The 26,026-nt window shown below is 66.8% G+C and carries 22 protein-coding genes and 13 pseudogenes; 8 read left to right on the forward strand and 27 right to left on the reverse strand.

Annotated features, from left to right (window positions below):
- Positions 1 to 10: 10 nt before the first annotated feature.
- From H0I39_RS20365 to H0I39_RS20375, 3 genes and pseudogenes are all read right to left on the reverse strand, one after another.
- Positions 11 to 935 (reverse strand): annotated as a pseudogene (locus H0I39_RS20365) (catechol 2,3-dioxygenase).
- Positions 926 to 1,183: a 2Fe-2S iron-sulfur cluster-binding protein gene (locus H0I39_RS20370; RefSeq protein WP_308645956.1), complete on the reverse strand. Its 258-nt coding sequence runs from the start codon at positions 1,181 to 1,183 to the stop codon at positions 926 to 928. The pseudogene H0I39_RS20365 and the gene H0I39_RS20370 overlap by 10 nt, the downstream one beginning before the upstream one ends.
- Positions 1,184 to 1,453: 270 nt before the next feature.
- Positions 1,454 to 2,050, reverse strand: a complete 597-nt coding sequence (locus H0I39_RS20375; RefSeq protein WP_180551534.1) for a putative antibiotic biosynthesis monooxygenase — start codon at positions 2,048 to 2,050, stop codon at positions 1,454 to 1,456.
- 205 nt (positions 2,051 to 2,255) lie between these two features.
- Between H0I39_RS20375 and H0I39_RS24430 the strand changes: the two genes are divergently transcribed.
- The 3 genes and pseudogenes from H0I39_RS24430 to H0I39_RS24440 all read left to right on the forward strand — a co-directional run.
- Positions 2,256 to 2,522: a LysR family transcriptional regulator gene (locus tag H0I39_RS24430; protein WP_373368365.1), complete on the forward strand. Its 267-nt coding sequence runs from the start codon at positions 2,256 to 2,258 to the stop codon at positions 2,520 to 2,522.
- Positions 2,417 to 2,932: a LysR substrate-binding domain-containing protein gene (locus H0I39_RS24435; RefSeq protein WP_373368366.1), complete on the forward strand. Its 516-nt coding sequence runs from the start codon at positions 2,417 to 2,419 to the stop codon at positions 2,930 to 2,932. Before H0I39_RS24430 ends, H0I39_RS24435 begins: the two co-directional genes overlap by 106 nt.
- A pseudogene (locus H0I39_RS24440) lies at positions 2,860 to 3,273 on the forward strand (LysR substrate-binding domain-containing protein); the annotation flags it as partial. The gene H0I39_RS24435 and the pseudogene H0I39_RS24440, both read left to right, overlap by 73 nt.
- On the opposite strand, the gene H0I39_RS20385 reads toward H0I39_RS24440, so the two are convergent.
- The 9 genes and pseudogenes from H0I39_RS20385 to H0I39_RS20425 all read right to left on the reverse strand — a co-directional run bounded on the left by H0I39_RS20385 (position 3,189) and on the right by H0I39_RS20425 (position 10,070).
- The gene (locus tag H0I39_RS20385; RefSeq protein WP_257646288.1) at positions 3,189 to 4,076 is read right to left on the reverse strand and encodes a SphA family protein; all 888 of its coding nucleotides are present in this window, start codon (positions 4,074 to 4,076) and stop codon (positions 3,189 to 3,191) included. The pseudogene H0I39_RS24440 and the gene H0I39_RS20385 sit on opposite strands and share 85 nt — an antisense overlap.
- Positions 4,077 to 4,108: 32 nt before the next feature.
- On the reverse strand, positions 4,109 to 5,053 hold the full coding sequence (locus H0I39_RS20390) for a catechol 2,3-dioxygenase (RefSeq protein ID WP_180551533.1): 945 nt from the start codon (positions 5,051 to 5,053) through the stop codon (positions 4,109 to 4,111).
- Between the two features lie 36 nt (positions 5,054 to 5,089).
- A complete protein-coding gene (locus H0I39_RS20395; protein WP_180551532.1) occupies positions 5,090 to 5,446 on the reverse strand; it encodes a 2Fe-2S iron-sulfur cluster-binding protein in 357 nt (118 codons plus the stop codon).
- Positions 5,447 to 5,454: 8 nt separating this feature from the next.
- Positions 5,455 to 6,518, reverse strand: a pseudogene (locus H0I39_RS20400) (NADH:ubiquinone reductase (Na(+)-transporting) subunit F).
- 52 nt (positions 6,519 to 6,570) lie between these two features.
- A pseudogene (locus tag H0I39_RS20405) lies at positions 6,571 to 6,926 on the reverse strand (phenol hydroxylase subunit P4).
- Positions 6,923 to 8,482, reverse strand: coding sequence for an aromatic/alkene/methane monooxygenase hydroxylase/oxygenase subunit alpha (locus tag H0I39_RS20410; protein ID WP_047350220.1), 1,560 nt, complete (start codon positions 8,480 to 8,482; stop codon positions 6,923 to 6,925). The pseudogene H0I39_RS20405 and the gene H0I39_RS20410 overlap by 4 nt, the downstream one beginning before the upstream one ends.
- Positions 8,483 to 8,531: 49 nt before the next feature.
- Positions 8,532 to 8,813: an MmoB/DmpM family protein gene (locus tag H0I39_RS20415; RefSeq protein WP_180551531.1), complete on the reverse strand. Its 282-nt coding sequence runs from the start codon at positions 8,811 to 8,813 to the stop codon at positions 8,532 to 8,534.
- 11 nt (positions 8,814 to 8,824) lie between these two features.
- A pseudogene (locus H0I39_RS20420) lies at positions 8,825 to 9,815 on the reverse strand (ferritin family protein).
- A 37-nt stretch (positions 9,816 to 9,852) separates the two neighbouring features.
- Positions 9,853 to 10,070: pseudogene (locus H0I39_RS20425) on the reverse strand (phenol hydroxylase subunit).
- Positions 10,071 to 10,357: 287 nt separating this feature from the next.
- Between H0I39_RS20425 and H0I39_RS20430 the strand changes: the two are divergent.
- Together H0I39_RS20430 and H0I39_RS20435 are read left to right on the forward strand one after the other, a co-directional pair.
- Positions 10,358 to 12,060, forward strand: a pseudogene (locus H0I39_RS20430) (sigma 54-interacting transcriptional regulator).
- A 24-nt stretch (positions 12,061 to 12,084) separates the two neighbouring features.
- The gene (locus H0I39_RS20435) at positions 12,085 to 12,876 is read left to right on the forward strand and encodes a GntR family transcriptional regulator (protein WP_257645893.1); all 792 of its coding nucleotides are present in this window, start codon (positions 12,085 to 12,087) and stop codon (positions 12,874 to 12,876) included.
- A 32-nt stretch (positions 12,877 to 12,908) separates the two neighbouring features.
- Here H0I39_RS20435 and H0I39_RS20440 read toward each other — a convergent pair.
- A pseudogene (locus tag H0I39_RS20440) lies at positions 12,909 to 13,798 on the reverse strand (M48 family metallopeptidase).
- A 132-nt stretch (positions 13,799 to 13,930) separates the two neighbouring features.
- Here H0I39_RS20440 and H0I39_RS20445 point away from each other — a divergent pair.
- Positions 13,931 to 14,605, forward strand: a pseudogene (locus H0I39_RS20445) (MFS transporter); the annotation flags it as partial.
- Positions 14,606 to 14,954: 349 nt separating this feature from the next.
- Here H0I39_RS20445 and H0I39_RS24445 read toward each other — a convergent pair.
- The 7 genes and pseudogenes from H0I39_RS24445 to H0I39_RS20480 form a co-directional block, all read right to left on the reverse strand.
- Positions 14,955 to 15,946, reverse strand: a pseudogene (locus tag H0I39_RS24445) (transposase).
- Positions 15,922 to 16,341 carry a transposase zinc-binding domain-containing protein gene (locus tag H0I39_RS24450; protein ID WP_373368367.1) on the reverse strand — a complete coding sequence of 140 codons (420 nt, stop codon included), beginning with the start codon at positions 16,339 to 16,341 and terminating at the stop codon, positions 15,922 to 15,924. Before H0I39_RS24450 ends, H0I39_RS24445 begins: the two are co-directional and overlap by 25 nt.
- 154 nt (positions 16,342 to 16,495) lie before the next feature.
- Positions 16,496 to 16,852, reverse strand: coding sequence for a hypothetical protein (locus tag H0I39_RS20455; protein WP_180551530.1), 357 nt, complete (start codon positions 16,850 to 16,852; stop codon positions 16,496 to 16,498).
- 216 nt (positions 16,853 to 17,068) lie between these two features.
- Complete coding sequence (locus H0I39_RS20460) at positions 17,069 to 17,674, reverse strand: tripartite tricarboxylate transporter substrate-binding protein (protein ID WP_308645895.1); 606 nt, start codon at positions 17,672 to 17,674, stop codon at positions 17,069 to 17,071.
- Entirely contained in the window at positions 17,568 to 18,020 is a 453-nt protein-coding gene (locus H0I39_RS20470) for a Bug family tripartite tricarboxylate transporter substrate binding protein (protein ID WP_180551528.1), read from the reverse strand. The genes H0I39_RS20460 and H0I39_RS20470 overlap by 107 nt, the downstream gene beginning before the upstream one ends.
- A gap of 20 nt (positions 18,021 to 18,040) precedes the next feature.
- Positions 18,041 to 18,891, reverse strand: a pseudogene (locus tag H0I39_RS20475) (fumarylacetoacetate hydrolase family protein).
- A gap of 42 nt (positions 18,892 to 18,933) precedes the next feature.
- Complete coding sequence (locus H0I39_RS20480; RefSeq protein ID WP_308645957.1) at positions 18,934 to 19,428, reverse strand: NADPH-dependent FMN reductase; 495 nt, start codon at positions 19,426 to 19,428, stop codon at positions 18,934 to 18,936.
- A 212-nt stretch (positions 19,429 to 19,640) separates the two neighbouring features.
- Here H0I39_RS20480 and H0I39_RS20485 point away from each other — a divergent pair, with 212 nt between their 5' ends.
- Positions 19,641 to 20,258: a VOC family protein gene (locus H0I39_RS20485; protein WP_373368320.1), complete on the forward strand. Its 618-nt coding sequence runs from the start codon at positions 19,641 to 19,643 to the stop codon at positions 20,256 to 20,258.
- Between the two features lie 221 nt (positions 20,259 to 20,479).
- Here H0I39_RS20485 and H0I39_RS20490 read toward each other — a convergent pair.
- The 7 genes and pseudogenes from H0I39_RS20490 to H0I39_RS20520 all read right to left on the reverse strand — a co-directional run bounded on the left by H0I39_RS20490 (position 20,480) and on the right by H0I39_RS20520 (position 25,107).
- A pseudogene (locus H0I39_RS20490) lies at positions 20,480 to 21,627 on the reverse strand (transposase).
- Between the two features lie 69 nt (positions 21,628 to 21,696).
- Complete coding sequence (locus H0I39_RS24455) at positions 21,697 to 22,023, reverse strand: transposase zinc-binding domain-containing protein (protein WP_373368362.1); 327 nt, start codon at positions 22,021 to 22,023, stop codon at positions 21,697 to 21,699.
- A 154-nt stretch (positions 22,024 to 22,177) separates the two neighbouring features.
- Positions 22,178 to 22,711, reverse strand: a complete 534-nt coding sequence (locus H0I39_RS20495; RefSeq protein ID WP_180551914.1) for a hypothetical protein — start codon at positions 22,709 to 22,711, stop codon at positions 22,178 to 22,180.
- Positions 22,712 to 22,748: 37 nt separating this feature from the next.
- Positions 22,749 to 23,354 carry a tripartite tricarboxylate transporter substrate-binding protein gene (locus H0I39_RS20500; RefSeq protein ID WP_308645895.1) on the reverse strand — a complete coding sequence of 202 codons (606 nt, stop codon included), beginning with the start codon at positions 23,352 to 23,354 and terminating at the stop codon, positions 22,749 to 22,751.
- Positions 23,248 to 23,700, reverse strand: coding sequence for a Bug family tripartite tricarboxylate transporter substrate binding protein (locus tag H0I39_RS20510; protein WP_180551528.1), 453 nt, complete (start codon positions 23,698 to 23,700; stop codon positions 23,248 to 23,250). The genes H0I39_RS20500 and H0I39_RS20510 overlap by 107 nt, the downstream gene beginning before the upstream one ends.
- 20 nt (positions 23,701 to 23,720) lie before the next feature.
- Positions 23,721 to 24,570 (reverse strand): annotated as a pseudogene (locus H0I39_RS20515) (fumarylacetoacetate hydrolase family protein).
- Positions 24,571 to 24,612: 42 nt separating this feature from the next.
- The gene (locus H0I39_RS20520; RefSeq protein WP_308645957.1) at positions 24,613 to 25,107 is read right to left on the reverse strand and encodes an NADPH-dependent FMN reductase; all 495 of its coding nucleotides are present in this window, start codon (positions 25,105 to 25,107) and stop codon (positions 24,613 to 24,615) included.
- A 212-nt stretch (positions 25,108 to 25,319) separates the two neighbouring features.
- Here H0I39_RS20520 and H0I39_RS20525 point away from each other — a divergent pair, with 212 nt between their 5' ends.
- Positions 25,320 to 25,937, forward strand: a complete 618-nt coding sequence (locus H0I39_RS20525) for a VOC family protein (RefSeq protein WP_373368320.1) — start codon at positions 25,320 to 25,322, stop codon at positions 25,935 to 25,937.
- Positions 25,938 to 26,026: the final 89 nt, after the last annotated feature.

Below are 26,026 nucleotides of genomic sequence, written 5' to 3' on the forward strand. Positions count from 1 at the left end.
GCCTGCTCCTTTAGGTCACCACGCTCAGGAAAGCGTCGTTGAGCTTGCGGTCGTGATAGAAGATGCCGCGGCCCACGTTCTCCCAGCTCCAGGTGATGGGGTGCATGTCGGGGTAGTGGTCGTAGCCGCCGCAGAAGGTCTCCAGCCGGTTGCCGCTGGGGTCGAAGAAGTAGATCGTCGTGCCCTGCGTGACGCCGTGGCGCGTGGGGCCGATGTCGATCGAGACGCGGTTGATGCTCATGATGTCGGCCGCGCGCAGCACGCTCTCCCAGCTGGGCATCTGGAACGACACATGGTGCAGCTTGCCGTCCTCGGGGCTGCGCACGAAGGCGATGTCGTGCGCCTTGGCGCTGCAGGTGATCCAGATGGCCAGGTCGGTCTTGCCGTCTTCCAGCTTCACGCGCTCGACCAGGGTGAAGCCCAGTACTTCGGTGAACAGCTTGAGGTTGCCTTCGATGTCGCCGCCGTACAGCAGGCAGTGGTCCATGCGGATGGGGCGAATGCCAGGGCCGTCGAGCACGTCCACATCGGGGTCGAAGTAGCCGATGCCGTTGCCCACGTCGGTTTTCTCGGCGTACAGCTCGACGGTGTGGCCCGTGGGGATCTGGAAGCGCACGCGCTCGCCGGTCTCCAGCAGCTCACCGGCGGGGATGCGCTCGGTTTTCACGCCGAAGGCTTGCAGCTTTGTCGAAGTCTTCCAGCGTGGCCTTGTCCAGCACCTTGAAGGCAAACAGGTCGATACCCGCCTGGTCGGCCTGGCGCAGGATCACGCTGTTGTGATCGCGCTCGGCGCGGGTTTTGAAATAGGCGCGGCCCTGGCTGTCGCGGCCCATGGGCACCAGGCCCATGACCTCGGTGTACCACTTGACCGATTCCTCCAGATCCAGCACGCGGATTTGTGCGTGTCCTGGGCGCAAAACGCCGGTTAATGCCATGGTGGGTCTCCTTTGATGGGGTTCACGGGTGGGTTGACGGGCGCCGCCAGCGGGCGGCAGACGTTCTTTTTCATTGCACCCACGACCTGCAGACGCAGGTCGCTGGTCGGGTAGATGCGGCACGACAGTACGCAGCCAGCGGCTTCTTCCTCGGCACTGACATGCGCGCGGCTCATCACGCGGCGCGCGTACTGGCCTTCCAGGATGTGCACCTTGCACACGCCGCAGCCGCCCTGCCGGCAGCCCACGGGAATGCCTTTTTGCCCAACGCTTCCATGCCTTCCAGCACGGAGCGACCGCCGACGCAGCTGTACTGCTCGCCGGTGTCTTCGATGCTGACGACAAATTTCTGCATGGTGGTGTGTCGCTTACGCGGTGCCTTTAAAAAACCAGCAATTGCGAGCCAGGAAGCAACGATAGAAAGACATTTCAATACCGTCCAATACCATTTTTGCCCACCCTCAATACCGTTTTGGCATTTATTAGGGTTTTCCCTTGATTTTTGTGATAGGGCGATTTCAACGCTTGGCGTGCAGCCAGGAATGCAGCCAGCGCGTCAGGCGCGGCGCCACCACCCAGGTCATGATCAGCACGACCAGCACGGTAATGACCATCACGCGCGGCACCAGGTACCAGTCGGCCATCAGCGGCGCAATGGTCAGAAACAGCAGCAGCACGGTAGGAAAAATGCCCAGCCAGGTCACGGTGGCCACCTTCCAGCGCGGCGGCGCGGGGCGGGTGGTGCTGTTGGGGGCGGCAAACCAGTAGTCCAGGCCGGTAACCCGGTGCAGCTGCTGCTGCCCCACGGTGTGCGGCAGCACCTGGGCCAGCCAGTGCGCGCGCTCGGCGGAGTTTTGCCAGGCGGCCAGGTGGGCTTCGTTATCGAACGCAAAAACGACGTGGTAGAGCAGCGGCTCGGTGCTGCCGTCCGCAGCAAGCGATTCGCCCGGGGTGTCGCTGTCACCGGGTCGGATGACCTGGCCGCCCAGGTGCCCGGCAAACCCTTCGGCAGCGGCCAGCATGCCTTGGATGGCCACCTCAAACGCCGCCACCGACGCGGGCGCCACGCGGCGGGCAATCAGCACGGTGACCACACGGCGGGAAGCGTCGGACACTGCACCGCGGGCGGTCGCCGAAGGGGAAGTGTGGGAGGCGGGAGAGGCGGGTGAAGAAGCCGTCATTCGGTGTCCTTGAAAAGCTGCGCCACTCGGCAAGCAGGCCATGCCCGCGATGATGGGACGCCCTCCCGATACCTTCCAATACTGTTTTTGCGGTATCCCATACCATTTCAGCATCTTTACAGCACGGACGGGAGCCCCCATGGATTTGCGTGACCTGCGCCACTTTCTTGCCGTGGCCGAAGAGGGCCACATTGGCCGTGCGGCGGCCCGCCTGCATTTGTCGCAGCCGCCGCTGACGCGCCACATCCAGGCGCTGGAAGAAAAATCGGCGTGCCGCTGTTTGTGCGCACCCCCAAAGGCATGCAGCTCACCGACGCCGGCCACACCTTGCTGCAGGAAACCCCCAACCTGCTCGCGCTGGCACAGCAGGCGCTGGAGCGCACGCGACTGGCAGGCCAGGGCCTGATCGGGCAGCTGGATGTGGGGCTGTTCGGCTCGGGCGTGCTGGATGTGATCCCACGCATCCTGGCGCGCTTTCACGAGGAGCGCCCCGAAGTCAAAATTGTTTTGCATAACCTGACCAAAGACGCCCAGCTGCAGGCGCTGCGCGAGCGGCGCATCAGCGTGGGCTTTAACCGTCTGGTGCCGCAAGAGGCCGACATCAGCATCGAAACCGTTCTGCACGAGCCGCTGGTGGTGGCCCTGGCGGCCAGCCACCCGCTGGCGGTGCGCCCCTCGCTGCGCCTGTCCGACCTGGAGGGCATGCCGCTCATCCTCTACCCCAACGTGCCCCTGCGCGGTCTGGCACAGGAGGTGACGGACGCTTTCCGCGCCGAGGGCGTCCCCTGCGCGTCGAGCAGGAGGTGCAGGACGTAGTGACCGCCGTGGCGCTGGTGGCGGGCGGCTTTGGCTGCTGCATCACCACCCGCTCGGCCACCAGCTTGCGCCTGCCCGGCGTGACCTACCGGCCGCTGCGCTCGCGCCACCTGAGCGACATCGAGCTCAGCTGCCTGTACCGCAGCGATGACCCTTCCCCGTGCTGGGGGCATTTCTGGACGTGGTGCGCGCCTTTGCACAAGTGCGCGCCGCTGCGCCGGGGTAGCCGCCTGCGGCAGCGCTCACCGCTCACCGCTCAGAAGGCTTTTACGAGCGAGAAGCGCAGCAGAGAGCCCTTGGGCTGCGCGCCGGTGCCGGCCTCGGCGCTCAGCTCCTTGTAGAGCGCGCCCTTCAGGAACATGCCCGCGCCAGGCACGGGATAGACCACCTCGGCGCCCAGCGCGTGGCGCGATGCCTTGTGGGTGCTGGCGCCCGGCCCGCTGTCTTCGCTGGTCTGCCACTGGCTGTAGCCCACCAGCCCCGCCTGCCAGGCGCCGAAGGACTTGCCCAGGCCCCATTCCAGCGTGATCTGGTTGCCAGGGCGCATGCCCGCGCCGTTCTTGCCGTTGCGCTCGAAGCGCATCAGCCCCGAACCCGACCAGGTCTTGGCGCCGTCGAAGTAGTAGGTCAGGCCGCCCGTGAGCATGGTGCTCTTGAAGCCCTTGCCCGGGGAGGCGGGGTCGCTGGTGCTGGCGGTGTCGAACCACATGCCCGCGGCCGCCACGGCGTCCCACTGGGGGCCATGCCAGCCCAGCACCAGCGGCCCCAGATACACGTCGCCCACGCCCGAGCGGGTGTCGGAGATGCCCGCCGCGTTGATGGTGAGCGAAGTGCGCATCAGGGGCACGATGGCCTCCATGCCGTAGTCGGCGCCCAGCAGCTTGTGCTGCGTGACCCAGACGAAGCGGTTGGCCAGCGCCGAGACGGTGCCGCGGTTGTGCCCCGGCAGGTTGCTCTTGGTGCCTGGCGCGCGGAAATCGTCGATGTCGTAGTTGAGGAGATAGCCCAGGTAGTAGAAGCCGGGCGGCGGCACGCTCGCCGCCTGCATCCCTCGACGCCGGGCACGTAGTGCCCTCGGCCTGAGCCAGCGGCGCGGCCAGACCGCCTGCCAGGGCAAGCGCGGCAATGACCCTGTGTTTTTCATGCTGTGTTCCTTGTGCATGGATGCGCGCCCGATCAGGTATAGACGTCCGTGAAGGACGGCACCAGGTCACCCGTGTGATAGAAGATCCCTCTGCCCATCTTGTCCTCGCTCCAGGTGGTCACTGGGCGGTCGGGCTGCGCCAGGTAGCCCAGTCCGGCAAAGGTTTCGTTGCGGTTGCCGCTGGGGTCGAAGAAATAAATGGTCTCGCCGCGCGTGATGCCGTGGCGCGTAGGGGCCACGTCGATCTTGACCTTCTTCTTGGCCATGACGTCGGCGGACTTGAGCACGTCGTGCCACGAATCCAGGAAAAACGCGATGTGGTGCAGGCCGCTGACAGGGCCGCCCACAAAGGCGATGTCGTGTGGCGTGGACGTGCGCGCCATCCAGGTGGCGGCCTGCATGTCGCCCTGGGGGCCCACCAGCACCTGCTCGGTCAAGAAAAAGTCCAGGCATTCCTTCATGAAACGCGTGTTGTCCTGCACGGTGTTGATGCCGGCCTCGGGGTTCATCTCGCACATCAGCAGCAGGTGGTCGAGCCAGTGCGCGCCCGCGCCCCGGACACCGTCGGGCCACGGGTCGGGATTGACAGTGCCCACATCGGTGCCCACGTATTCCTTCATGGCGTACAGGCGCATTTCGTGGCCGCTGGGCAGGTTGAACTGCAGCATGCGGCCGGTGGAGGGCAGCGTGCCTTCAGGCAGCAGCGTGGTCTTGATGCCCCAGGCCTCGATGCGTGCCTGCAGCGCGTCCAGATCCTCGTCTTTCTCCACCTTGTAGGCAACGTGGTTCAGGCCCGCCCGGTCGCTGGGGGTCAGGATGATGGAGTATTTGTCCCACTCGTCCCAGCATTTCAGGTAGACGTTGCCCGCACTGTCCTTCATGACGGTCTTGAGGCCCAGGACCTCTTCGTAGTGCTTGACGGCAGCAGCGATATCCATGACCCGCAGGCTCGCGTGGCCGATTCTCAGTACACCCATTTCATGTCTCCTCTTGGTTGATAAATCTTCAATGACTCAATTGGCTGGACGTTGCGCCACCGAGGCGGCACTGCCCAGAAACGGTTTGCGCAATCGGGCGGCCACTTCCAGGCACACCGCCTGGGTGGGCGCCACGCGGCAGGCCAGCGTGTAGCCGTTGGCTTCTTCTTCGGTGCTGACATGCGCACGGCTGACGGGTCCGAGCGACTGCACCGCACCCTCCACAATGCGCACCTTGCAGACCCCGCAGCCACCATTGACGCACCCGGCTGGAATGCCCTTGCGGCCCAGCCGCAACATGCCGGCGAGCAGACTTTCGTTGGTGGCGCAGTCAAAACAGTCGCCGGTCTGCGACACGCTGACACGCACTTGCTGGCAGGTGGTGGCACCCATGGCAACTCCTAGATGGTCCGGAACAACGGGCTGCGCGCCTGCTGCGCATCGGCTGCCGAGAGGAATTTCTCGGTGTAGATGTCGCGCTCGAAAAGGCGCCCCTGCATCAGCGTTCCGATGCACGCTTCGATCATGGGCGGCGGCCCGCAGAGGTATGCCTTGTGACCGGTGAAGCTGCCGCCAAAGTGCGCCCTGGCCGCTTCATGCACAAAGCCGCGCGCACCGTCCCAGCCATCGCTGTCGGCAGCTTCCGACAGCGCGGGCACGTAGGTGAAATGCGGGTGGCGCGCCGCCAGGGCGCGAAACTCGGCGTCGTAATAAAGCTCCTGCGCGCTGCGCTGGCCATAGACCAGCGTGATGGGCTGCGTGCAACCGCTGGCCAGCAGATCCAGAATCATGGCGCGCGGACTCGACAGGCCCGAGCCGCCGGCCATGAACACCATCGGCATGGCGGCCGAGCGGCGCACAAAAAGCGCCCATACGGCCCGGTCAGCTGCAACCGGTCGCCCACGTTGAGCGATTCGTGCAGCCAGGTGGTGCCCGCACCGCCGGGCACCCGGCGCACATTCAGCTCGATCTCGCTGCTCTGGCCGCCGGCTTGCGGGGCATTGGCAATCGAGAACGCACGGCCCCCTTCCACGCCGGGAATCTGCACCTGCACATACTGCCCCGCCTGGTAGCGGATGGGCTGGTTCAGACGCAAATGCAGCGCCTTGATGGTTGGCGTGAGCTGCTCGATGCGCGCCACCGTGGCTTCAAAGTCGCGCATGGGGATGATCTGTGCATCGGGCTCGTCGTCGATATCGGCCTCAATGGTGGCGTCCGACTGCAGCGTGGCGCAGCAGGCGAGGGTCTTGCCGTCGTCGCGCTCCATCTCCAGCAGCGCAAAGGGGTTGGCGGCACCGTGGTCCACCTCGCCGTCGGATACCTGCACCTTGCAGGTGCCGCACAGGCCGTGGCCGCAGGCGTGGGGAATGTAGATGCCCTGGCGCAGCGCGGCGTCGAGCAGGGTCTGGCCCTCTTCGACGTCGATCGTTGCGCCCAAGGGCTCGATGGTCAGTTGGTAGGTCATGGCATGGACGCGGGGCCCGGGGTAGCCCCGGGCTTCCCTCACCGAATGGGACTTAGCTGCACGTACCCTGGATGCCGGTCAGGCCCGGGGTGCGAAAACGGATCGCGTCCTTGTGCTGAAGGCCATTGGCCTGCAGCGACTTGGCCGGATCGGGCGTCCACGGCTGGCCGGACTTGAACCACTCGACCTGGGACCAGTCGATCTTGGCAAAGTCGGGGTGCTCGCCGTACACGCCGGGCAGCACGCCCTGGGCCAGCGCGCCGAACGGGGTATCCGGCGGCAACGGCAGGCAGACCGGTGATGCAAACATCAGGTGATCCTCCCAGCCGATGTAGAGCAGCGGTGCGGGAAGTTCTCGCGCCGGTCGCGGGCGGGAAAGTCGTAGGGTTTGACAGCAACGACGCTCATGCCTTGTCTCCTTGAACAGCATCACCACGCCAGGCGGCAAAGTTCTTCTGGTCTTCCGAGCCTTCAAAGTCGAGGTTGTCCCGGCCCACCTTCAGGTCGTAGTAGTCCATCACGGCAGCCATCGGGTCAAAGCCCTCCACCGTCGGGTCGGTGCCCTCGGGGAAGCAGTTGCCCTGGTAAATCTGGTGCACGGGCAGCCAGGCTTGCGAATATTTCTCGGGCTCGTCGTCAAAAATTTCTTTGCAACCGTCGCTGCAGAAGTGGTACTTGTCGCCGTGGTAGTCGGACTCGCGGTAGCAGATCTTGGTCGGATCGCCGGGCTCGGTAAAGAACATGGGGACCTGGCAGATGGTGCACAGCATGGGCAGCGTCTTGTTGTAAAAGCGCTTGCCCTGTTGCTGCTGCGCGTGGAAATGCTCGAAGCGCGGCCGGTAGTACTTGTCGAAGGTGTCGGGGTACTTTTCGCTCAGCCACTGCATCTCGTCTTCCTTGGGAATCCAGGTGTGGAAGGGCGCAGCAGCCGCATAGTTGTAGAAGGTATTCCAGGCCTGGTGGCTGATGTGGTCTTTGCCGGCGCACGCCTCCTTCCAGCCCTTGGGTTCGCGGATGCCATAGCGGGCCAGATCGCGGAACAGCGCGCCACCGTTTTCCTCGGCGTACATCTCCCAGGCCTCCTTCCAGCTCATCACGCGCTTGGGCAGCATGTAGTCCTGCATCATGGCCACGATGGTCAGCAGGCGGTAGCCGCGCCAGAGCCACTTGTCGATCCACTTCTGCACGATCGGCACGTTGGCCGGGTCCTGCTCGAGCATGAACTTGATGCACTCGATGCCCAGGGTCATGTGACGCGATTCGTCGGACTGGGCCGAGAAGCCAAACGTCACGGTGCTCATGTCGCCGTTGTGGGCGGCGCCGGACATGAAGGGCACGAACACCAGGTTGGTCAGCACGTACTCGAACGAGAAGCTCACGGCGGTGAGGAACTCGAACGGCCCTGCGGTGGAGGCGTCTTCAAAAAACGACTTGGGCACGGACAGGTACCACACACGGTCAAACATGTGGGGTGCCTGGTGCAGGCCATTGAAATACTTGTTGTAGTGCGACAGGGCGTGGGTTTCGGTCTGGCAGTGGCGCAGCTCGTCAATGGACTGCATCTGCGCGGCAACGCGGGCACCGGCACCGGTGAAGTGGCGGCCCACATGGGCAAAGCCGCGGTGCGCGAGGTACTCTATCGGGGTCACGGCCTGGAAGAAGATCTTGATCGCATTCACATAGCGCGCATCCGAAATACCCAGCTGGCCATTGTTCTGCGCAAAGGCCTCGATCACGGCATAGAGCTTCTTTTCCTTCTCGCCCTGGTATTTCCAGTAGGCGTCCATGGTCAGGCGAAACGGGTCTTCCCATTTATCCCAGTCGTGGATCTTGATGCCTTCGTATTTGTCGAACGGGAACACCTTGTCCATCGGTTGGTAGGTAGTGTCCCAGGCCAGATCGCGCGTCATGGCGATGTGGCGTTCTTTCAGGCCGAGCTTCTTTTTGGTAACGGGTGCGTCCATGGTGTTATCTCCTGGTGGTTGCGGCAATAAATCGGGGGTGGCGGCTGCTTTAGCGCAGCCAGCTCAACGACAACTCGTCGTCGTCTTCATTGATGTAGCCTGAGATCGTGACCAGATTGACGTGAATCTGTTGCAGGTCAAAACGCTGGCCGGTTTGCTCTTCGATGCTCTCGCGGCGCACTACCAAGCGGCCGGGGGCGTCGATCTTGACCAAACCGGGCGAATGCACGGCAGTGGCTTCGGGGTTGTCGGCCAAGATGGCATCGACAATCGGGCGCGATTCTTCGTTGTCTTGGAAGGCAATGAAAACTTTAGAAACGGGTTCGGTCATCACAAACTTTCTCAGAGGGTTAGACCGGCCTTGCGGGCGCGGGTGTTGAGGGTTTCGCGCACGGCCAGCAGGGCTTCGGCACCGGCAGCGCCCAAGGCCATCTCTGCCACCGGCGCCAGCGCGGCCTGCGCACTGTCGGCATAGGTCTTGAACCAGCCGGTAATCAGCGCGCGGTTGTCGTCCGATGCGGCGGCGGCCACTTTGATGACCGCGTCCACCCAGCGTGCGCTCTCGTCATGCCATTCGGGCATGAAGGCCGTGAGCATGGCCACCGCCGTACCGCCCTGCACCGCAAGGTGGTCGTCCACGAAATGCGTGTAGATCAGCGGGTACAGCAGACCGTCGAGCGCCAGGTTCTGCGCCACAAACAGCTCGAACGGGTCGTTGACGACCAGCGTGTCCTCCACCAGCTTGCGCAGTCCTGCCAGCGCGGGTCCTGCAGCCAGTCGTTCTTGCCGGCTTCCAGTGCGCCGGGCTCCCCAGCGCCAGGCCCAGGCGGGTCAGGTACTGGGCCACGCCTAGCTGGTCCATGGCGTGCATCATGGCCGGGGCGGTAAAGGCCGTTCCATAGCCGCGTGCACACACCTGGCAATTGTTCATGTTGGCGCCCCAGGCCGCGTGGCGCAGCGGCATGAGCACCTCGCAGGCTGCGGCGCGCTGCGCGTCGGGAATCTTGTCGATCAGGCCGCGCGACTCGACAAACTGGTAGTTGGCCTCCATCGCCTCTTGCTGGCGCGCACGCGCCATGGTCCAGTTGGCGTAGTAATACTGGCGCGGGTCGCGCAGGGCATCCCAGTCAGCCAGTTTGACGGCCGTGCGGCCAGCATCAAACAGCTCGAATTCGGGCTCCCAGGTCGGGCGGTAATGGAAGTTCGCGGCGTTCTGAATGCCCAGCGTGGCTTCAAGGTAGCGCGACGCGGGCTTGTCGCCCGTGTAGGCCGCCACGCGGGCGAAGGTGTTGCGCAGCGGCTGAATTTCGCGCGCCTGCAAGTCGATGTTCATGGGGCTTATCTCCTGGTCGTGGTTGTTGGGGCAGGGCTCAGTCATCCAGGTGGCGCACGCGGTGCGCCGCGCAAAAGGCATCGAATGCCGGTTCAGGGAGCATCAGCTCCACCGACAGCTCGGGCCATCCGATCGAGAAAGCAACTCGACAAAGCCGTTGTCGCGGCGGCCCAGCACGCGCACAAACCGCTGCGACAGATCGCAGACGGGTTGCGGGGTGGCAGATGCGTCGGTGGCAATGGCGGTGTGGGTCATGACGGTCTCCTTTTCGGTTTTGCGCCATCTGTTTTGCACGGGCCATGCCAATGCTGGCGTTTTGCGCGCAAATATCGATAAATCCAGGGTTAATCCCTAGCAAATCGCGTCAAAGAGGCCCGCCCGCAGGTTGGTAGCCGCCGGCTGCGGCACCCGCGGACAGCCCGGAGCCGCGATTGCTGCACAGCAGCATGATGTTTTGATGAGACCCAGGGGTCAGCCAGTTCATGAAATGATGAAAAACCTCCCCGGGTCGATCCCGATGGACGACCACCCGCTGTTTATCGATACTTTTTCATGCCAGCCACCACCCTGCCCCCTACCCGTCCGACGCCGACTTGCGCCGGCTGGTGCACTTCTCGCCCGTCGATGGGCGCATCTGGCTGGCTGATCAGCGCATGCTGCTGGTACATGCGGCGGCCTTTCAGGCGTTGCGGCGCGAGCTGGTGGCCAGCCTGGGGCCGGAGCACGCCCGCCGCTTGCTGATGCGTGCGGGCTACGCATCGGGCGAGCGCGATGCGCTGCTGGCGCGCCAGGTGCGGCCGGGCGCATCGCTGTTCGACGCCTTTGCCGTAGGGCCGCAGCTGCACATGCTGGAAGGCGCTGTGCGCGTGCAGCCGAAGGTGTTCGAGCTGGACGAGGCGGCAAGCCACTTTCACGGCATCTTTCAGTGGGATCACAGCTGGGAGGCCGAGGTGCACCAGCGCGCCTGGGGCCCGCAAGGTGCGCCCGTGTGCTGGATGCTGCTGGGCTATGCCTCGGGCTACACCAGCGCGTTCTTTCGCCGCCCGGCCCTTTTCAAGGAAGTGCAGTGCACTGCCTGCGGCCACCCGCACTGCCTGATCGAGGGCCGCTTTGAGCACGAATGGCCCGACGGCGAGCAACTGGCGCGCGACTACGACCCCGACTCCATGCTGGTGCGCCTGGGCGAGCTGCAGTCGCAGGCGGATGCGCTACGCACCCAGCTACAGCCCGCGGACGACCAGGGCCCGCTGCTGGGACGCTCGCGCGCCTTCAACGACACCGTGGAGCTGCTGCGCAGGCCGCGCCCACGCAGGTCACCGTGCTGCTGACCGGCGAGACCGGCGTGGGCAAAGAGCGCTTTGCGCGCGCGCTGCACGCCATGGGCCCGCGCGCCGACAAGCCCTTCGTGGCCGTCAACTGCGCGGCGCTGCCCGCCGATTTGATCGAAAGCGAGCTCTTCGGCGCCGAAAAAGGCGCCTACACCGGCGCCACCGCCGCGCGCGTGGGCCGCTTCGAGCGCGCGCACGGCGGCACCTTGCTGCTGGACGAGCTGGGCGAGCTGCCGCTACCCGCGCAGGCCAAGCTGCTGCGCGTGCTGCAGCAGGGCGAAGTGGAGCGCCTGGGCGGCACGCAGCCGCGCAAGGTGGACGTGCGCGTGATTGCCGCCACCAACGTCGATCTGGAAAAAGCCGTGGAGGAAGGGCGCTTTCGGCGCGACCTGCTCTACCGCCTGAACGTCTATCCCATCCGCATACCGGCGCTGCGCGAGCGCGCGGACGACATCGAACTGCTGGCCATGCACCTGCTGCAGCGCTACGCCGCCCTGCACGGCAAGCGCCTGGCGGGCTTCACTGACCTGGCCATGACCGCCATGCGCCAGCACGCCTGGCCCGGCAACGTGCGCGAGCTGGAAAACCTGGTCGAGCGCGGCGTGATCCTGGCGCCCAACGACGACCTGGTGGACGCCGCCATGCTTTTCCCCGCCTCCGCCACGCCCGCGGCGCACACCGTGAACGCCGTCGGCGCGCTGGAGAGCGAGGCGCACTGCCAGCAAAGCGCCAGTCTGTACGACACCCTGCAAGCCAGCGGCCTGACGCTGGACGCGCTCGAAGACGCGCTGATCCGCGAGGCCGTGGCGCGCGCAGGCGGCAACCTGGCCGCGGCGGCGCGCGCGCTGGGCCTGACGCGCCCGCAGCTGAGCTACCGCCTGTCGCGCCTGCAAGAGCGGCCGCTGGCGGCTTCGTGAGGCGCACACCAGCCCCGCATTGCCATGGCCAAACGCAGCTTTCACCCTTTGATTGCGCTGGCTGGCGGCCACGCCGCCGCCGATGCCAGCCTGCACGGCGCACCCTCGCGCACGCTGATCGAGCAAACCTACGCCACGCTGCGCAGCGACATCGTCGAGGGCCGCCTTGCGCCCGGCAGCAAGCTGCGCATCGAGCACCTGCGCACCCAGTACGAGGTGGGCGCGGGCACGCTGCGCGAGGCGCTCACGCGGCTGGTGAGCGACGCGCTGGTGACCGTGGAGGGGCAGCGCGGCTTTCGCGTGGCGCCCATCGCGCTGCAAGAGCTGGAAGACATCACCACGCTGCGCGTGCACATCGAGACCGACGCGCTGCGCCAGTCCATTCGCGCCGGTGATGCACAGTGGCGCGAAGCGCTTGCCGAGGCCTATGCGGCCATCTCGGCCGAAGAGCAGCCCATCGCGCCGCACCGCCGCCGCCAGTGGGAGCTGCTGAACGTGCGCTTTCATGAGGCGCTGCTGGCGGGCCACACCTCGCCCTGGACGGTGCGGGTGTTGCGCCTGCTGTCGCGCCACAGCGAGCGCTACCGCTTCTGCGCCATGGGCCTGCCGGGTGGTGTGCGCGATGTGCACGCCGAGCACACCGAAATCTTCGCGCTGGCCATGTCAGGCCAGGACGCCCGCGCCGCGCTGGCGCTGGAGGCACACATCCGCGCCACGCCCGATTTGCTGATCCGCGCCCTGCGCGAAGGCCGCGCCTTTTGCCGGGCTGCGCACCGCCGCAGCTTCAAGCCAAATCAGCCACCAGCGCTTGACTGACAAGCGCCAACAGCTATCAATAAAGAAGCAAATCAACCACCCCGCGCCGCCTGGTACAGCCCCTGCACCTTGGGCACGTTGCCCTCCAGCTCGCGGATGCGGTCTGGCCCCGAGGGGTGGGTGGACAAGAACGCGACGCCGTTGTTGCCCGTGGCCGCGCCCATCTTGCGCCACAGGCTGACGGCGGCCTGCGGGTTGTAGGCGGCGCGGGCGGCCAGCTCCAGGCCGACCAGGTCGGCCTCGGTCTCGTCGGAGCGGCTGAACTTGAGCGTGAGCAGCTGCGTGCCCAGGTTGGCCGCCACGTTGCCCAGCTCGCCCAGGCCCAGCAGCTGCGCGCCCAGCGACAGGCCAATGCTGGTGGCCTGGCTTTTGGCCACGCGCGAGCGGGCGTGCTCGCGCAGCGCGTGGGCCATTTCGTGGCCCATGATCATGGCGGCCTCGTCGCCGGTCAGTTTGAGCTGGTCCAGGATGCCCGTGTAGAACGCAATCTTGCCGCCCGGCATGCAAAGGCGTTGATCTGGCGGCTAGCGATCAGGTTGATCTCCCAGCGCCACTGGGCCGCGCGGCTGTTCCACTGCGCGGCGTGGGGAATGAGGCGGCGGGCAATACCGCGCAGCGCCACCAGCTGCGGGTGGTTGTCCGGCGCCAGTGCGCGTTTGGCCTTGGCCTGCGCCAGCAGCTGGTTGTATTGCTGCACGGCGGATTCTTCCAGCGTCTCGGCGGGCACCAGCATGCGCATGCCCGATGCGCTGCCCACATCCACCTGCGCCGCCGCCGGCAGCGCCGCCGCCCCAGCCGCCGCCAGCACAAAGGCGCGGCGCGCCTGCCAGATTCCGCCGGACTGATCACCGCGCGCGACGCAGCACAGGCAGCCCGGCCAGGCGGACAACGAGGACAAGGGGTTGGGGGTGCGGATGGTCATGGGCGCGAGTCTAGGACAGACTGGCGCACCCCGCCAATGCTGGCCGGCGGGTGTCATGGCGTCCTGCGCGCTGCGCGCTGCGCGCTGCGGTGCGGATAATCCCGCGATTGCACCCATCCCCCGCCCTTGCCCATGCCTGCCGAAACCGCCACCAACGCTCCCCTGCTGCCGCTGCCCCCTCGCCGCTCCTGGCGCCAGGCCTGGCTTGTCTATCTGGAGCCCGCCAGCCTGCGCATGCTGGCCCTGGGCTTTGCGGCGGGGCTGCCGCTGTTGCTGGTGCTGGGCACGCTGTCTTTCAGGCTGCGCGAGGCGGGCATCGACCGCACCACCATCGGCTACCTGTCGTGGGTGGGGCTGGCCTATGCGTTCAAGTGGGTCTGGTCGCCGCTGGTGGACCGCCTGCCGCTGCCATTGCTCACACGCTGGCTGGGCCGGCGGCGCAGCTGGCTGCTGCTGGCGCAGGCGCTGGTGATGACCGGCCTGGTCGGCATGGCGCTGGCCGACCCGCGCGACGCCCTGGGGCCCATAGTGTGGTGCGCGCTGCTGGTGGCCTTTGGCTCTGCCACGCAGGACATTGCGCTGGACGCCTTCCGCATCGAATCCGCCGACGCCGACCACCAGGCCGCCCTGGCCGCCACCTACCAGACGGGCTACCGCCTGGCCATGATCTGGGCCGGCGCGGGCGTGCTGTGGGTGGCCGCGCGCGCTGAAGTGGCCGGCCTGGCGGGCTACCAGGCCGGCGCCTGGACCACGGCCTACTTGGTGATGGCGGCATCCATGCTGCTGGGCGTGGTGACGGTACTGCTGTACGGATAGGAAATTCAACCGCATGAGGCCAAGTATGGCACGAGTTTTGGGCCTCGAAACACGTTCGGCCAAGGAAGGTTGAGCGCTCGCTTGCCGCTCAATGGCAAGAGCTTGGGAGGCAGTATGCATTTGGGCCTGGCGCGCGCGCAGCTGCTTCCCCGCAGCGATGGATACCGCCGCTTCACTGGGTCACCAATTGACGCGCTGGTCTACCTCGTCGGGTTGAGCTGCCAGATCCCAATCCGGCTCGCCTTGCGCACCATCATCCACCGGCGCGTCGCAGCCCTCCCACAGCGGTGGCCCGCGTGCCGGGGTGATGTGCGGGGGGCAGACTCCACCCCGATGTGGTTCAGGATGTGGCGGATTTCGGCGCTGTGCGTGATGAAGGCAATGATGCGCATTTGCCCCCGCAGTTCGGACACAGCAGTGGGAAGACCTCGTAGATGCGGGCAATCAGCACCGCCCATAGGTAGTGCGCTGGGCGTTTGGGAGGTGCTGCAGGTTCTGGTGTGGGTGTGGCCGCGTTGCCCGGCGCCGCCACCCCAGGTACGCCCACGCCCGCGCCAGATTGTGCAGTCTCGACCGTGGCTGGTTGCGCCGCAGCAGGCTGAGCCAGCGCCGTTACCGCCGCTCTCAGCGGCGAGTTTGGTGCCAGCACACCAAAGTAGCGGTGCCGGTGGGTGCGTGGCGGTGGCACCAGCGCGGCAATGCGGTCGATGAGCTCCAGCGGTGTGAGGTGCAGCTCATCTGCCTTGGCACCACGCTTGTCACTGGTGGGCTCGCTGCGCTGTTTGGCACAGCGGTACACCAGTTTGCTTCCCTCTTTGCGTAGGCGCTCCATGGAAAACGGTGGACGCGCGCAATAGCGCAGCAGCCGCTCCAGCGCAGCGCGGTCGTGGGCTTCGATGCAGACACCGGCGTCCACCGAGAAGCCGCTGTGTTTGTAGCCCAGCATGTCTTTGGCGTCACAGTTCTCCAGCAGGCCCCGAGCAACGAAGGCGCGCAGGATGCGTTTTGCAGTGTGGTCTGCACTGGGGCCACGGTAGCCGCATCGATGCCGGTGGCCGCGTGAAAGATGACACCCGGCGATGAGATTCGAGGGGTCGCATCAGCATCGCCCTCGCCCTCCACTTCCTCAAACACCCCGTCCACCACACAAACGTGGAAGTGGACGTGTTCATTGAGGCTGGAGCCGAATCGGTGAATGAAGGCGATGGCACCGATGTGCAGGCCTGCCTTGTCCATATGGGCCGCACCGGGGCTGTGGGTCTGCAGAGTTTGTGCGATCACCCGCAGAAAGATGCGCAGCACCATGCTCAGCACCGCTCCGTCGCGCTGCATGAAGTACCGAAGCCGCTTGGGAACCGACAGCACCCACTGGCGCACCGGCAGGCGGGGAGACGTGGTCGTTCAGGTGCGCTGCTGTCTCCACCATGCGCCGGGTGGTGCACGAGGGCAGACTCCCGGCCTTTGCAGGAGAAGGCTACAAAGTAGTCGTGCCCACAGTCGCCGCAGCGAGCGCGGGCAAAGCCATGGGCAAAGATGCCGCACTCAAGATACTTGGCAAACGCTTTGCGCACGAAGGGCTTGGGGGTGTGGTGGTCGCCCTGGCCGTCGAACTGACCCGCGCTGGCCAACTCTAGCCAGGTCTCGTAGTGCTCGGCTACCGTTTGGTAGAGCAGCGTGCGTTCGGGGTGGCGTGGGTTGTAGAGCTTGGGCTTGGAAGTGGCTGACATGAATACTGTACAAATGCAAGGGGTATCTATTTAGCTCCAGTAGCGCCGATGACGCAGTGTCGATGCGCCTGGCCGGGTGGCCGTGTAGGCCAGCTTGGATCCCTGGCGTGATCCGCCGCCCGGCCCTGCCGTGGTCGGCGGCGGCGTGCCGGGGTCAGCGGTAGCGACCGTCGTACGGATAGCGGTCGTACTGGTTCGCCACGCCGTCGCCGTCGTCGTCGAAGACCGGCGCGACGGCGACCGTGGGCGGCACGACGACGTCGGCATAGGGCGCGGGCCCCTGCGCCAGCGGAATGTGGCGGCCGGCCGGGTCCACCTGGTAGCGCGTGCCGTTGGCGTCGGTGTACACGGTGCCCACGGGGAAGGCGGGCCGGTCGGGCGGCGTCGGGTCGTACGGGACGCCGAAGATCTGCGACAGCGTCTTTCCCACGCCATCGATCAGGTCGGCGTGCGCGAAGCCGCCGAACGCCATCGCGCTGGCGGCGACGGCAGACAAGATGAACTTCTTCATGAGCTGCTCCTGCGGATCCATTTCCGCTCTGGATCCATTGCACTGCAGCGCGCCGGGTGCGCAGCCGGTGCATGCAGCGGCGACCTGTGCGCCGCTTCCTGCGCGGCCGTAGGTGATGCCGGCTGTGCGGCGGCCTTCGGCGCCGCGGCAAGCCCGAGCGAAACAAAAAGGGCTCCCACGCGGGAGCCCTCAGCCTCGATCAGCGATCGCTGCCGGTTACAGGCCCAGCCGCTGGATCGTCGCTGCCTTCGCCCGGCTGTCCTCGCGCAGCTTGCGCCCGAACGCTTCGGCCGGCTGGTACTCGACGACCTGGCCGGCCTTGGCGGCCCAGTCCACGTAGCCGGGCGACTTCACCGCGCGTTCGCAGGCGGCTTGCAGCTTGTCCAGCACGGCGGTCGGCGTCTTGGCCGGCGCCAGCAGGCCGCCGAAGCTCAGCTGCACCACCGGCACGCCCGACTCGGTCAGCGTGGGCACGGCCGGGAAATGCGGATGGCGCTGGTCCGAGTACACCGCCAGCAGCCGCAGCGTGCCGGCCTGCACCTGCGCGCGCACCGAACTGGCCAGCACCGCGCCGAAGCCCAGGCGGCCGCCCAGCAGGTCCTGCATCATCGGGCCGTCGCCCTTGTAGGCGACGTGGTTCAGCTGCACCTTGGCCGCGGCCTCGATGTCGGCGGTGCCCAGATGGGGATCGAGCCGATGCCAGAGGTGCCGTAGCTCACCGCACCCGGCTCCTTGCGTGCACCCACCAGCACGTCGGCGATCGTCTTGTACGGCGAGTTCGCCAGCACCGCGATCGCGAAGATGTTGTCGAAGACGTGGCACACGGGGAGAACGACTCCACGCCGTACTTGATCGTCTTGACGCGGTGCGGCTGGCTGGTGAGCGACACGGCGGGCGTGAACGCCAGCGCGTAGCCGTCGGCGCGCGCGCCGGCCACGAAGGCCAGGCCGATCGCGCCGGCCGCGCCGTCGCGGTTCATCACCGCCACCGGCGTGTTCAGCGCCTCGGAGAAGGCCTTGGCGAACGCGCGGGCGTTCTGGTCCAGGCCGCCGCCGGCGGCGAAGGGCACGGTCACCTCGATCGGCCCCTGCGGAAAGTCCGAAGCCGACACCGCCGATGCGCCCAGGCCCAGGACAGCGGCGGCGAGGATGCGAGTGGTCTTGTTCATCTTCCGGTCTCCTCGTTGGTTCAGTCTTCGTCGACGATGGGGTTGCGCAGCACGCCGATGCGATCGACCTCGATCTCCACGACGTCGCCGGCCTTCATCCACACCGGGGCTGGCGCCGCGCGCCCACGCCACCGGGGGTGCCGGTGACGACCACGTCGCCGGCCTGCAGCGGGGCGATGGCCGAGACGTAGGCGATCTGCCGGGCGATGCTGTGGATCATCATCTCGGTGGTGGCGCGCTGCATCTCCTGGCCGTTGAGGCGGGTGACGAGCGTCATGCTGGTGCCGAAGGGGATCTCGTCGGCGGTGACCATCCAGGGGCCGAAGCCGCCGGTGCGCCAGAAGTTCTTGCCGGGCACCCACTGGGAGGTGTGGCGCTGCCAGTCGCGCACGCTGCCGTCGTTGTAGCAGGCGTAGCCGGCGATGTGGCGGGCCACGTCGGCCTCGGCGATGCGGCGGCCGCCCTTGCCGATGATCACGGCGATCTCGGCTTCGTAGTCCAGCTGGGTGGATTCGCGGGGCCGCACGATGGCCTGGCCGTGGCCCACCTGGGAGTCGGCCACGCGCAGGAAGAAGGTGGGCTGCTCGGTGACCTCGCGGTTGGTCTCCTGCACGTGCTCGTGGTAGTTCAGGCCGCAGCACCAGATCTTGCCGGGCTCGGGGATGACGGGCAGCAGGGTGACCGACTCCAGGGCGAAGTCGGGCTTGCGCTGCGCCACCGCGGCGCGCGCTTCGGCCAGCGCATCGCCGGCCAGCAGCGCCCGCAGGTCCGCGTACTTGCCGTCCAGGGCGGCGCCCAGGTCGACGACGCCGCCTTCGACGACGGCCCCGAATCCGGGGCGATCGCCCCGCGTGAAACTGATCAATTTCATGGAGTGCTTCCTTGGTGACTACGGGTTGGGACGCCTTGCGCGTCAGGGCGTCGGCGCGCGCAGGGGGCGCAGGGCCGCGGCCCAGCGTGCGAGCTCCTTGAGCATCGCGGCGGCGGACTCGCCGTGCAGCGCCGCCGGCTGGAACTTGCCTTCGGCGTCCACGAGCGTGCCGACGTTCTGGACGGCCACGGCTTCCAGCAGCGGCACGATCTTCTGGGTGGTCATCAACTGCTTGGCGACCTGCACCGCGCGGATGCCGCCGGACATGCCGCCGTAGCTGACGAATGCCGCCGGCTTGTAGGCCCACTCGGCGCTCAGGTAGCTCAGCGCGTTCAGCAGCGAGGCGGGCGGGCCGAAGTTGTACTCGGGCAGCACGAAGACGTAGGCATCCGCGGCCGCCGTGAGCTTGCTCCAGCGCAGGGTGTGCGCGTGGCTGTACTTGCCCGTGCGCGGATGCTCCGGCTCGTCCAGCAGGGGCAGGGCCAGTTCCTTGAGATCGCAGGCGACGACTTCGAATTCGCCTTGCGCGCGGGCCACTTGCTCGAACCAGGCGGCCACGGCGGGGCCGACGCGCCGGGGCGCGTGCTGCAGGTGATGACGTTCAGGATGGGTTGCATGCGGTGGGGGGCGGAGCGCCCCGCTTCGGATTCAGGTCGCGGCGATCATAGCGACAAAAGGAAAAATATATCTCTAAAGCAAAAATATCGATATTTAACCGCGAAGCGCTAGAATCCGCCGGCGCACCGCGCATGGCCATCGGGTGCCTGCGCCGGGGCCCTGATTCCATGGAGACTCTTGTGACGCGTCCCGGCTTTTCCTTCAGCCACTTCGGCATGTTCGTGCACGACATCGCCGCCCTCGAGGCCTTCTACACGGAGCTGCTGGCGTTCACCGTCACGGACCGCGGCCAGTTGCCGGGGCCGAATGGCCCGCGCGACCTGGTGTTCCTCAGCCGCGATCCCGACGAACACCACCAGCTCGTGCTGATCTCCGGCCGTCCGAAGGAGCTGGACTTCAACCCGATCAACCAGATCTCGCTGAAGGCCGACAGCCTGGACACGCTGTGCCGCATGTACCGCACCCTCCAGGCCCGTGGCGCAGGCGAAGTCAGGCCCATCACCCACGGCAACGCGGTGTCCATCTATGTCCCGGATCCCGAGGGCAACCGGCTCGAGCTGTACTTCGACCTGCCCTGGTATGTCTCGCAACCCATGGCCGTGCCGATCGACCTGGACGACGAGGCCACGCTGCTGCAGCGCCTGGAGGCGCACGCGCGCGGCCTGCCCGGTTTCCGCCCGCGCGCGCAATGGCGTGCGGAGATGGCCCGGCGCATGGGATGGACCTCGCAGGAGGGCGCGGCGGGATAGCATCCGGTTCTTCGCCATGCACAAAGCCATCCCACGGATAGGAAATTCAACCGCATGAGGCCAAGTATGGCACGAGTTTTGGGCCTCGAAACACGTTCGGCCAAGGAAGGTTGAGCGCTCGCTTGCCGCTCAATGGCAAGAGCTTGGGAGGCAGTATGCATTTGGGCCTGGCGCGCGCGCAGCTGCTTCCCCGCAGCGATGGATACCGCCGCTTCACTGGGTCACCAATTGACGCGCTGGTCTACCTCGTCGGGTTGAGCTGCCAGATCCCAATCCGGCTCGCCTTGCGCACCATCATCCACCGGCGCGTCGCAGCCCTCCCACAGCGGTGGCCCGCGTGCCGGGGTTATGTGCGGTGGCTGCGAGTCCACCCCGATGTGGTTCAGGATGTGGCGGATTTCGGCGCTGTGGGTGATGAAGGCAATGATGCGCATCTGCCCACCGCACATGGGGCACAGCAGCGGAAATGCCTCGTAGATGCGGGCAATCAGCACCGCCCACAAGTAATGCGCCGCTCGCTTCGGGCGTGCTTCAGGTTCGGGTGTGGGTGTGGCCGCGTTGCCCGGCGCCGCCACCCCAGGTACGCCCGCGCCAGGTTGTGCAGTCTCCACCGTGGCTGGTTGCGACGCAGCAGGCTGAGCCAGCGCCGTTACCGCCGCTCTCAGCGGCGAGTTTGGTGCCAGCACACCAAAGTAGCGGTGCCGGTGGGTGCGTGGCGGTGGCACCAGCGCGGCAATGCGGTCGATGAGCTCCAGCGGTGTGAGGTGCAGCTCATCTGCCTTGGCACCACGCTTGTCACTGGTGGGCTCGCTGCGCTGTTTGGCACAGCGGTACACCAGTTTGCTTCCCTCTTTGCGTAGGCGCTCCATGGAAAACGGTGGACGCGCGCAATAGCGCAGCAGCCGCTCCAGCGCAGCGCGGTCGTGGGCTTCGATGCAGACACCGGCGTCCACCGAGAAGCCGCTGTGTTTGTAGCCCAGCATGTCTTTGGCGTCACAGTTCTCCAGCAGGCCCCGAGCAACGAAGGCGCGCAGGATGCGTTTTGCAGTGTGGTCTGCACTGGGGCCACGGTAGCCGCATCGATGCCGGTGGCCGCGTGAAAGATGACACCCGGCGATGAGATTCGAGGGGTCGCATCAGCATCGCCCTCGCCCTCCACTTCCTCAAACACCCCGTCCACCACACAAACGTGGAAGTGGACGTGTTCATTGAGGCTGGAGCCGAATCGGTGAATGAAGGCGATGGCACCGATGTGCAGGCCTGCCTTGTCCATATGGGCCGCACCGGGGCTGTGGGTCTGCAGAGTTTGTGCGATCACCCGCAGAAAGATGCGCAGCACCATGCTCAGCACCGCTCCGTCGCGCTGCATGAAGTACCGAAGCCGCTTGGGAACCGACAGCACCCACTGGCGCACCGGCAGGCGGGGAGACGTGGTCGTTCAGGTGCGCTGCTGTCTCCACCATGCGCCGGGTGGTGCACGAGGGGCAGACTCCCGGCCTTTGCAGGAGAAGGCTACAAAGTAGTCGTGCCCACAGTCGCCGCAGCGAGCGCGGGCAAAGCCATGGGCAAAGATGCCGCACTCAAGATACTTGGCAAACGCTTTGCGCACGAAGGGCTTGGGGGTGTGGTGGTCGCCCTGGCCGTCGAACTGACCCGCGCTGGCCAACTCTAGCCAGGTCTCGTAGTGCTCGGCTACCGTTTGGTAGAGCAGCGTGCGTTCGGGGTGGCGTGGGTTGTAGAGCTTGGGCTTGGAAGTGGCTGACATGAATACTGTACAAATGCAAGGGGTATCTATTTAGCTCCAGTAGCGCCGATGACGCAGTGTCGATGCGCCTGGCCGGGTGGCCGTGTAGGCCAGCTTGGATCCCTGGCGTGATCCGCCGCCCGGCCCTGCCGTGGTCGGCGGCGGCGTGCCGGGGTCAGCGGTAGCGACCGTCGTACGGATAGCGGTCGTACTGGTTCGCCACGCCGTCGCCGTCGTCGTCGAAGACCGGCGCGACGGCGACCGTGGGCGGCACGACGACGTCGGCATAGGGCGCGGGCCCCTGCGCCAGCGGAATGTGGCGGCCGGCCGGGTCCACCTGGTAGCGCGTGCCGTTGGCGTCGGTGTACACGGTGCCCACGGGGAAGGCGGGCCGGTCGGGCGGCGTCGGGTCGTACGGGACGCCGAAGATCTGCGACAGCGTCTTTCCCACGCCATCGATCAGGTCGGCGTGCGCGAAGCCGCCGAACGCCATCGCGCTGGCGGCGACGGCAGACAAGATGAACTTCTTCATGAGCTGCTCCTGCGGATCCATTTCCGCTCTGGATCCATTGCACTGCAGCGCGCCGGGTGCGCAGCCGGTGCATGCAGCGGCGACCTGTGCGCCGCTTCCTGCGCGGCCGTAGGTGATGCCGGCTGTGCGGCGGCCTTCGGCGCCGCGGCAAGCCCGAGCGAAACAAAGGGCTCCCACGCGGGAGCCCTCAGCCTCGATCAGCGATCGCTGCCGGTTACAGGCCCAGCCGCTGGATCGTCGCTGCCTTCGCCCGGCTGTCCTCGCGCAGCTTGCGCCCGAACGCTTCGGCCGGCTGGTACTCGACGACCTGGCCGGCCTTGGCGGCCCAGTCCACGTAGCCGGGCGACTTCACCGCGCGTTCGCAGGCGGCTTGCAGCTTGTCCAGCACGGCGGTCGGCGTCTTGGCCGGCGCCAGCAGGCCGCCGAAGCTCAGCTGCACCACCGGCACGCCCGACTCGGTCAGCGTGGGCACGGCCGGGAAATGCGGATGGCGCTGGTCCGAGTACACCGCCAGCAGCCGCAGCGTGCCGGCCTGCACCTGCGCGCGCACCGAACTGGCCAGCACCGCGCCGAAGCCCAGGCGGCCGCCCAGCAGGTCCTGCATCATCGGGCCGTCGCCCTTGTAGGCGACGTGGTTCAGCTGCACCTTGGCCGCGGCCTCGATGTCGGCGGTGCCCAGATGGGGATCGAGCCGATGCCAGAGGTGCCGTAGCTCACCGCACCCGGCTCCTTGCGTGCACCCACCAGCACGTCGGCGATCGTCTTGTACGGCGAGTTCGCCAGCACCGCGATCGCGAAGATGTTGTCGAAGACGTGGCACACGGGGAGAACGACTCCACGCCGTACTTGATCGTCTTGACGCGGTGCGGCTGGCTGGTGAGCGACACGGCGGGCGTGAACGCCAGCGCGTAGCCGTCGGCGCGCGCGCCGGCCACGAAGGCCAGGCCGATCGCGCCGGCCGCGCCGTCGCGGTTCATCACCGCCACCGGCGTGTTCAGCGCCTCGGAGAAGGCCTTGGCGAACGCGCGGGCGTTCTGGTCCAGGCCGCCGCCGGCGGCGAAGGGCACGGTCACCTCGATCGGCCCCTGCGGAAAGTCCGAAGCCGACACCGCCGATGCGCCCAGGCCCAGGACAGCGGCGGCGAGGATGCGAGTGGTCTTGTTCATCTTCCGGTCTCCTCGTTGGTTCAGTCTTCGTCGACGATGGGGTTGCGCAGCACGCCGATGCGATCGACCTCGATCTCCACGACGTCGCCGGCCTTCATCCACACCGGGGCTGGCGCCGCGCGCCCACGCCACCGGGGTGCCGGTGACGACCACGTCGCCGGCCTGCAGCGGGGCGATGGCCGAGACGTAGGCGATCTGCCGGGCGATGCTGTGGATCATCATCTCGGTGGTGGCGCGCTGCATCTCCTGGCCGTTGAGGCGGGTGACGAGCGTCATGCTGGTGCCGAAGGGGATCTCGTCGGCGGTGACCATCCAGGGGCCGAAGCCGCCGGTGCGCCAGAAGTTCTTGCCGGGCACCCACTGGGAGGTGTGGCGCTGCCAGTCGCGCACGCTGCCGTCGTTGTAGCAGGCGTAGCCGGCGATGTGGCGGGCCACGTCGGCCTCGGCGATGCGGCGGCCGCCCTTGCCGATGATCACGGCGATCTCGGCTTCGTAGTCCAGCTGGGTGGATTCGCGGGGCCGCACGATGGCCTGGCCGTGGCCCACCTGGGAGTCGGCCACGCGCAGGAAGAAGGTGGGCTGCTCGGTGACCTCGCGGTTGGTCTCCTGCACGTGCTCGTGGTAGTTCAGGCCGCAGCACCAGATCTTGCCGGGCTCGGGGATGACGGGCAGCAGGGTGACCGACTCCAGGGCGAAGTCGGGCTTGCGCTGCGCCACCGCGGCGCGCGCTTCGGCCAGCGCATCGCCGGCCAGCAGCGCCCGCAGGTCCGCGTACTTGCCGTCCAGGGCGGCGCCCAGGTCGACGACGCCGCCTTCGACGACGGCCCCGAATCCGGGGCGATCGCCCCGCGTGAAACTGATCAATTTCATGGAGTGCTTCCTTGGTGACTACGGGTTGGGACGCCTTGCGCGTCAGGGCGTCGGCGCGCGCAGGGGGCGCAGGGCCGCGGCCCAGCGTGCGAGCTCCTTGAGCATCGCGGCGGCGGACTCGCCGTGCAGCGCCGCCGGCTGGAACTTGCCTTCGGCGTCCACGAGCGTGCCGACGTTCTGGACGGCCACGGCTTCCAGCAGCGGCACGATCTTCTGGGTGGTCATCAACTGCTTGGCGACCTGCACCGCGCGGATGCCGCCGGACATGCCGCCGTAGCTGACGAATGCCGCCGGCTTGTAGGCCCACTCGGCGCTCAGGTAGCTCAGCGCGTTCAGCAGCGAGGCGGGCGGGCCGAAGTTGTACTCGGGCAGCACGAAGACGTAGGCATCCGCGGCCGCCGTGAGCTTGCTCCAGCGCAGGGTGTGCGCGTGGCTGTACTTGCCCGTGCGCGGATGCTCCGGCTCGTCCAGCAGGGGCAGGGCCAGTTCCTTGAGATCGCAGGCGACGACTTCGAATTCGCCTTGCGCGCGGGCCACTTGCTCGAACCAGGCGGCCACGGCGGGGCCGACGCGCCGGGGCGCGTGCTGCAGGTGATGACGTTCAGGATGGGTTGCATGCGGTGGGGGGCGGAGCGCCCCGCTTCGGATTCAGGTCGCGGCGATCATAGCGACAAAAGGAAAAATATATCTCTAAAGCAAAAATATCGATATTTAACCGCGAAGCGCTAGAATCCGCCGGCGCACCGCGCATGGCCATCGGGTGCCTGCGCCGGGGCCCTGATTCCATGGAGACTCTTGTGACGCGTCCCGGCTTTTCCTTCAGCCACTTCGGCATGTTCGTGCACGACATCGCCGCCCTCGAGGCCTTCTACACGGAGCTGCTGGCGTTCACCGTCACGGACCGCGGCCAGTTGCCGGGGCCGAATGGCCCGCGCGACCTGGTGTTCCTCAGCCGCGATCCCGACGAACACCACCAGCTCGTGCTGATCTCCGGCCGTCCGAAGGAGCTGGACTTCAACCCGATCAACCAGATCTCGCTGAAGGCCGACAGCCTGGACACGCTGTGCCGCATGTACCGCACCCTCCAGGCCCGTGGCGCAGGCGAAGTCAGGCCCATCACCCACGGCAACGCGGTGTCCATCTATGTCCCGGATCCCGAGGGCAACCGGCTCGAGCTGTACTTCGACCTGCCCTGGTATGTCTCGCAACCCATGGCCGTGCCGATCGACCTGGACGACGAGGCCACGCTGCTGCAGCGCCTGGAGGCGCACGCGCGCGGCCTGCCCGGTTTCCGCCCGCGCGCGCAATGGCGTGCGGAGATGGCCCGGCGCATGGGATGGACCTCGCAGGAGGGCGCGGCGGGATAGCATCCGGTTCTTCGCCATGCACAAAGCCATCCCACGGATAGGAAATTCAACCGCATGAGGCCAAGTATGGCACGAGTTTTGGGCCTCGA

The sequence above is a fragment of the Ottowia beijingensis genome (genome assembly GCF_013423955.1).
In the GTDB taxonomy this organism is placed as follows: Bacteria; Pseudomonadota; Gammaproteobacteria; order Burkholderiales; family Burkholderiaceae_C; genus Ottowia; species Ottowia beijingensis.

Coding starts and splice junctions, on each gene's coding strand:
- H0I39_RS24430 (WP_373368365.1), top strand. CDS start 2,256: ATGGATTTGCGTGACCTGCGCCACTTTCTTGCCGTGGCCGAAGAGGGC.
- H0I39_RS24435 (WP_373368366.1), top strand. CDS start 2,417: ATGCAGCTCACCGACGCCGGCCACACCTTGCTGCAGGAAACCCCCAAC.
- H0I39_RS20385 (WP_257646288.1), bottom strand. CDS start 4,076: ATGAAAAACACAGGGTCATTGCCGCGCTTGCCCTGGCAGGCGGTCTGG.
- H0I39_RS20390 (WP_180551533.1), bottom strand. CDS start 5,053: ATGGGTGTACTGAGAATCGGCCACGCGAGCCTGCGGGTCATGGATATC.
- H0I39_RS20395 (WP_180551532.1), bottom strand. CDS start 5,446: ATGGGTGCCACCACCTGCCAGCAAGTGCGTGTCAGCGTGTCGCAGACC.
- H0I39_RS20410 (WP_047350220.1), bottom strand. CDS start 8,482: ATGGACGCACCCGTTACCAAAAAGAAGCTCGGCCTGAAAGAACGCCAC.
- H0I39_RS20415 (WP_180551531.1), bottom strand. CDS start 8,813: ATGACCGAACCCGTTTCTAAAGTTTTCATTGCCTTCCAAGACAACGAA.
- H0I39_RS20435 (WP_257645893.1), top strand. CDS start 12,085: ATGGCCAAACGCAGCTTTCACCCTTTGATTGCGCTGGCTGGCGGCCAC.
- H0I39_RS24450 (WP_373368367.1), bottom strand. CDS start 16,341: ATGTCAGCCACTTCCAAGCCCAAGCTCTACAACCCACGCCACCCCGAA.
- H0I39_RS20455 (WP_180551530.1), bottom strand. CDS start 16,852: ATGAAGAAGTTCATCTTGTCTGCCGTCGCCGCCAGCGCGATGGCGTTC.
- H0I39_RS20470 (WP_180551528.1), bottom strand. CDS start 18,020: ATGAACAAGACCACTCGCATCCTCGCCGCCGCTGTCCTGGGCCTGGGC.
- H0I39_RS20485 (WP_373368320.1), top strand. CDS start 19,641: ATGGCCATCGGGTGCCTGCGCCGGGGCCCTGATTCCATGGAGACTCTT.
- H0I39_RS24455 (WP_373368362.1), bottom strand. CDS start 22,023: ATGTCAGCCACTTCCAAGCCCAAGCTCTACAACCCACGCCACCCCGAA.
- H0I39_RS20510 (WP_180551528.1), bottom strand. CDS start 23,700: ATGAACAAGACCACTCGCATCCTCGCCGCCGCTGTCCTGGGCCTGGGC.
- H0I39_RS20525 (WP_373368320.1), top strand. CDS start 25,320: ATGGCCATCGGGTGCCTGCGCCGGGGCCCTGATTCCATGGAGACTCTT.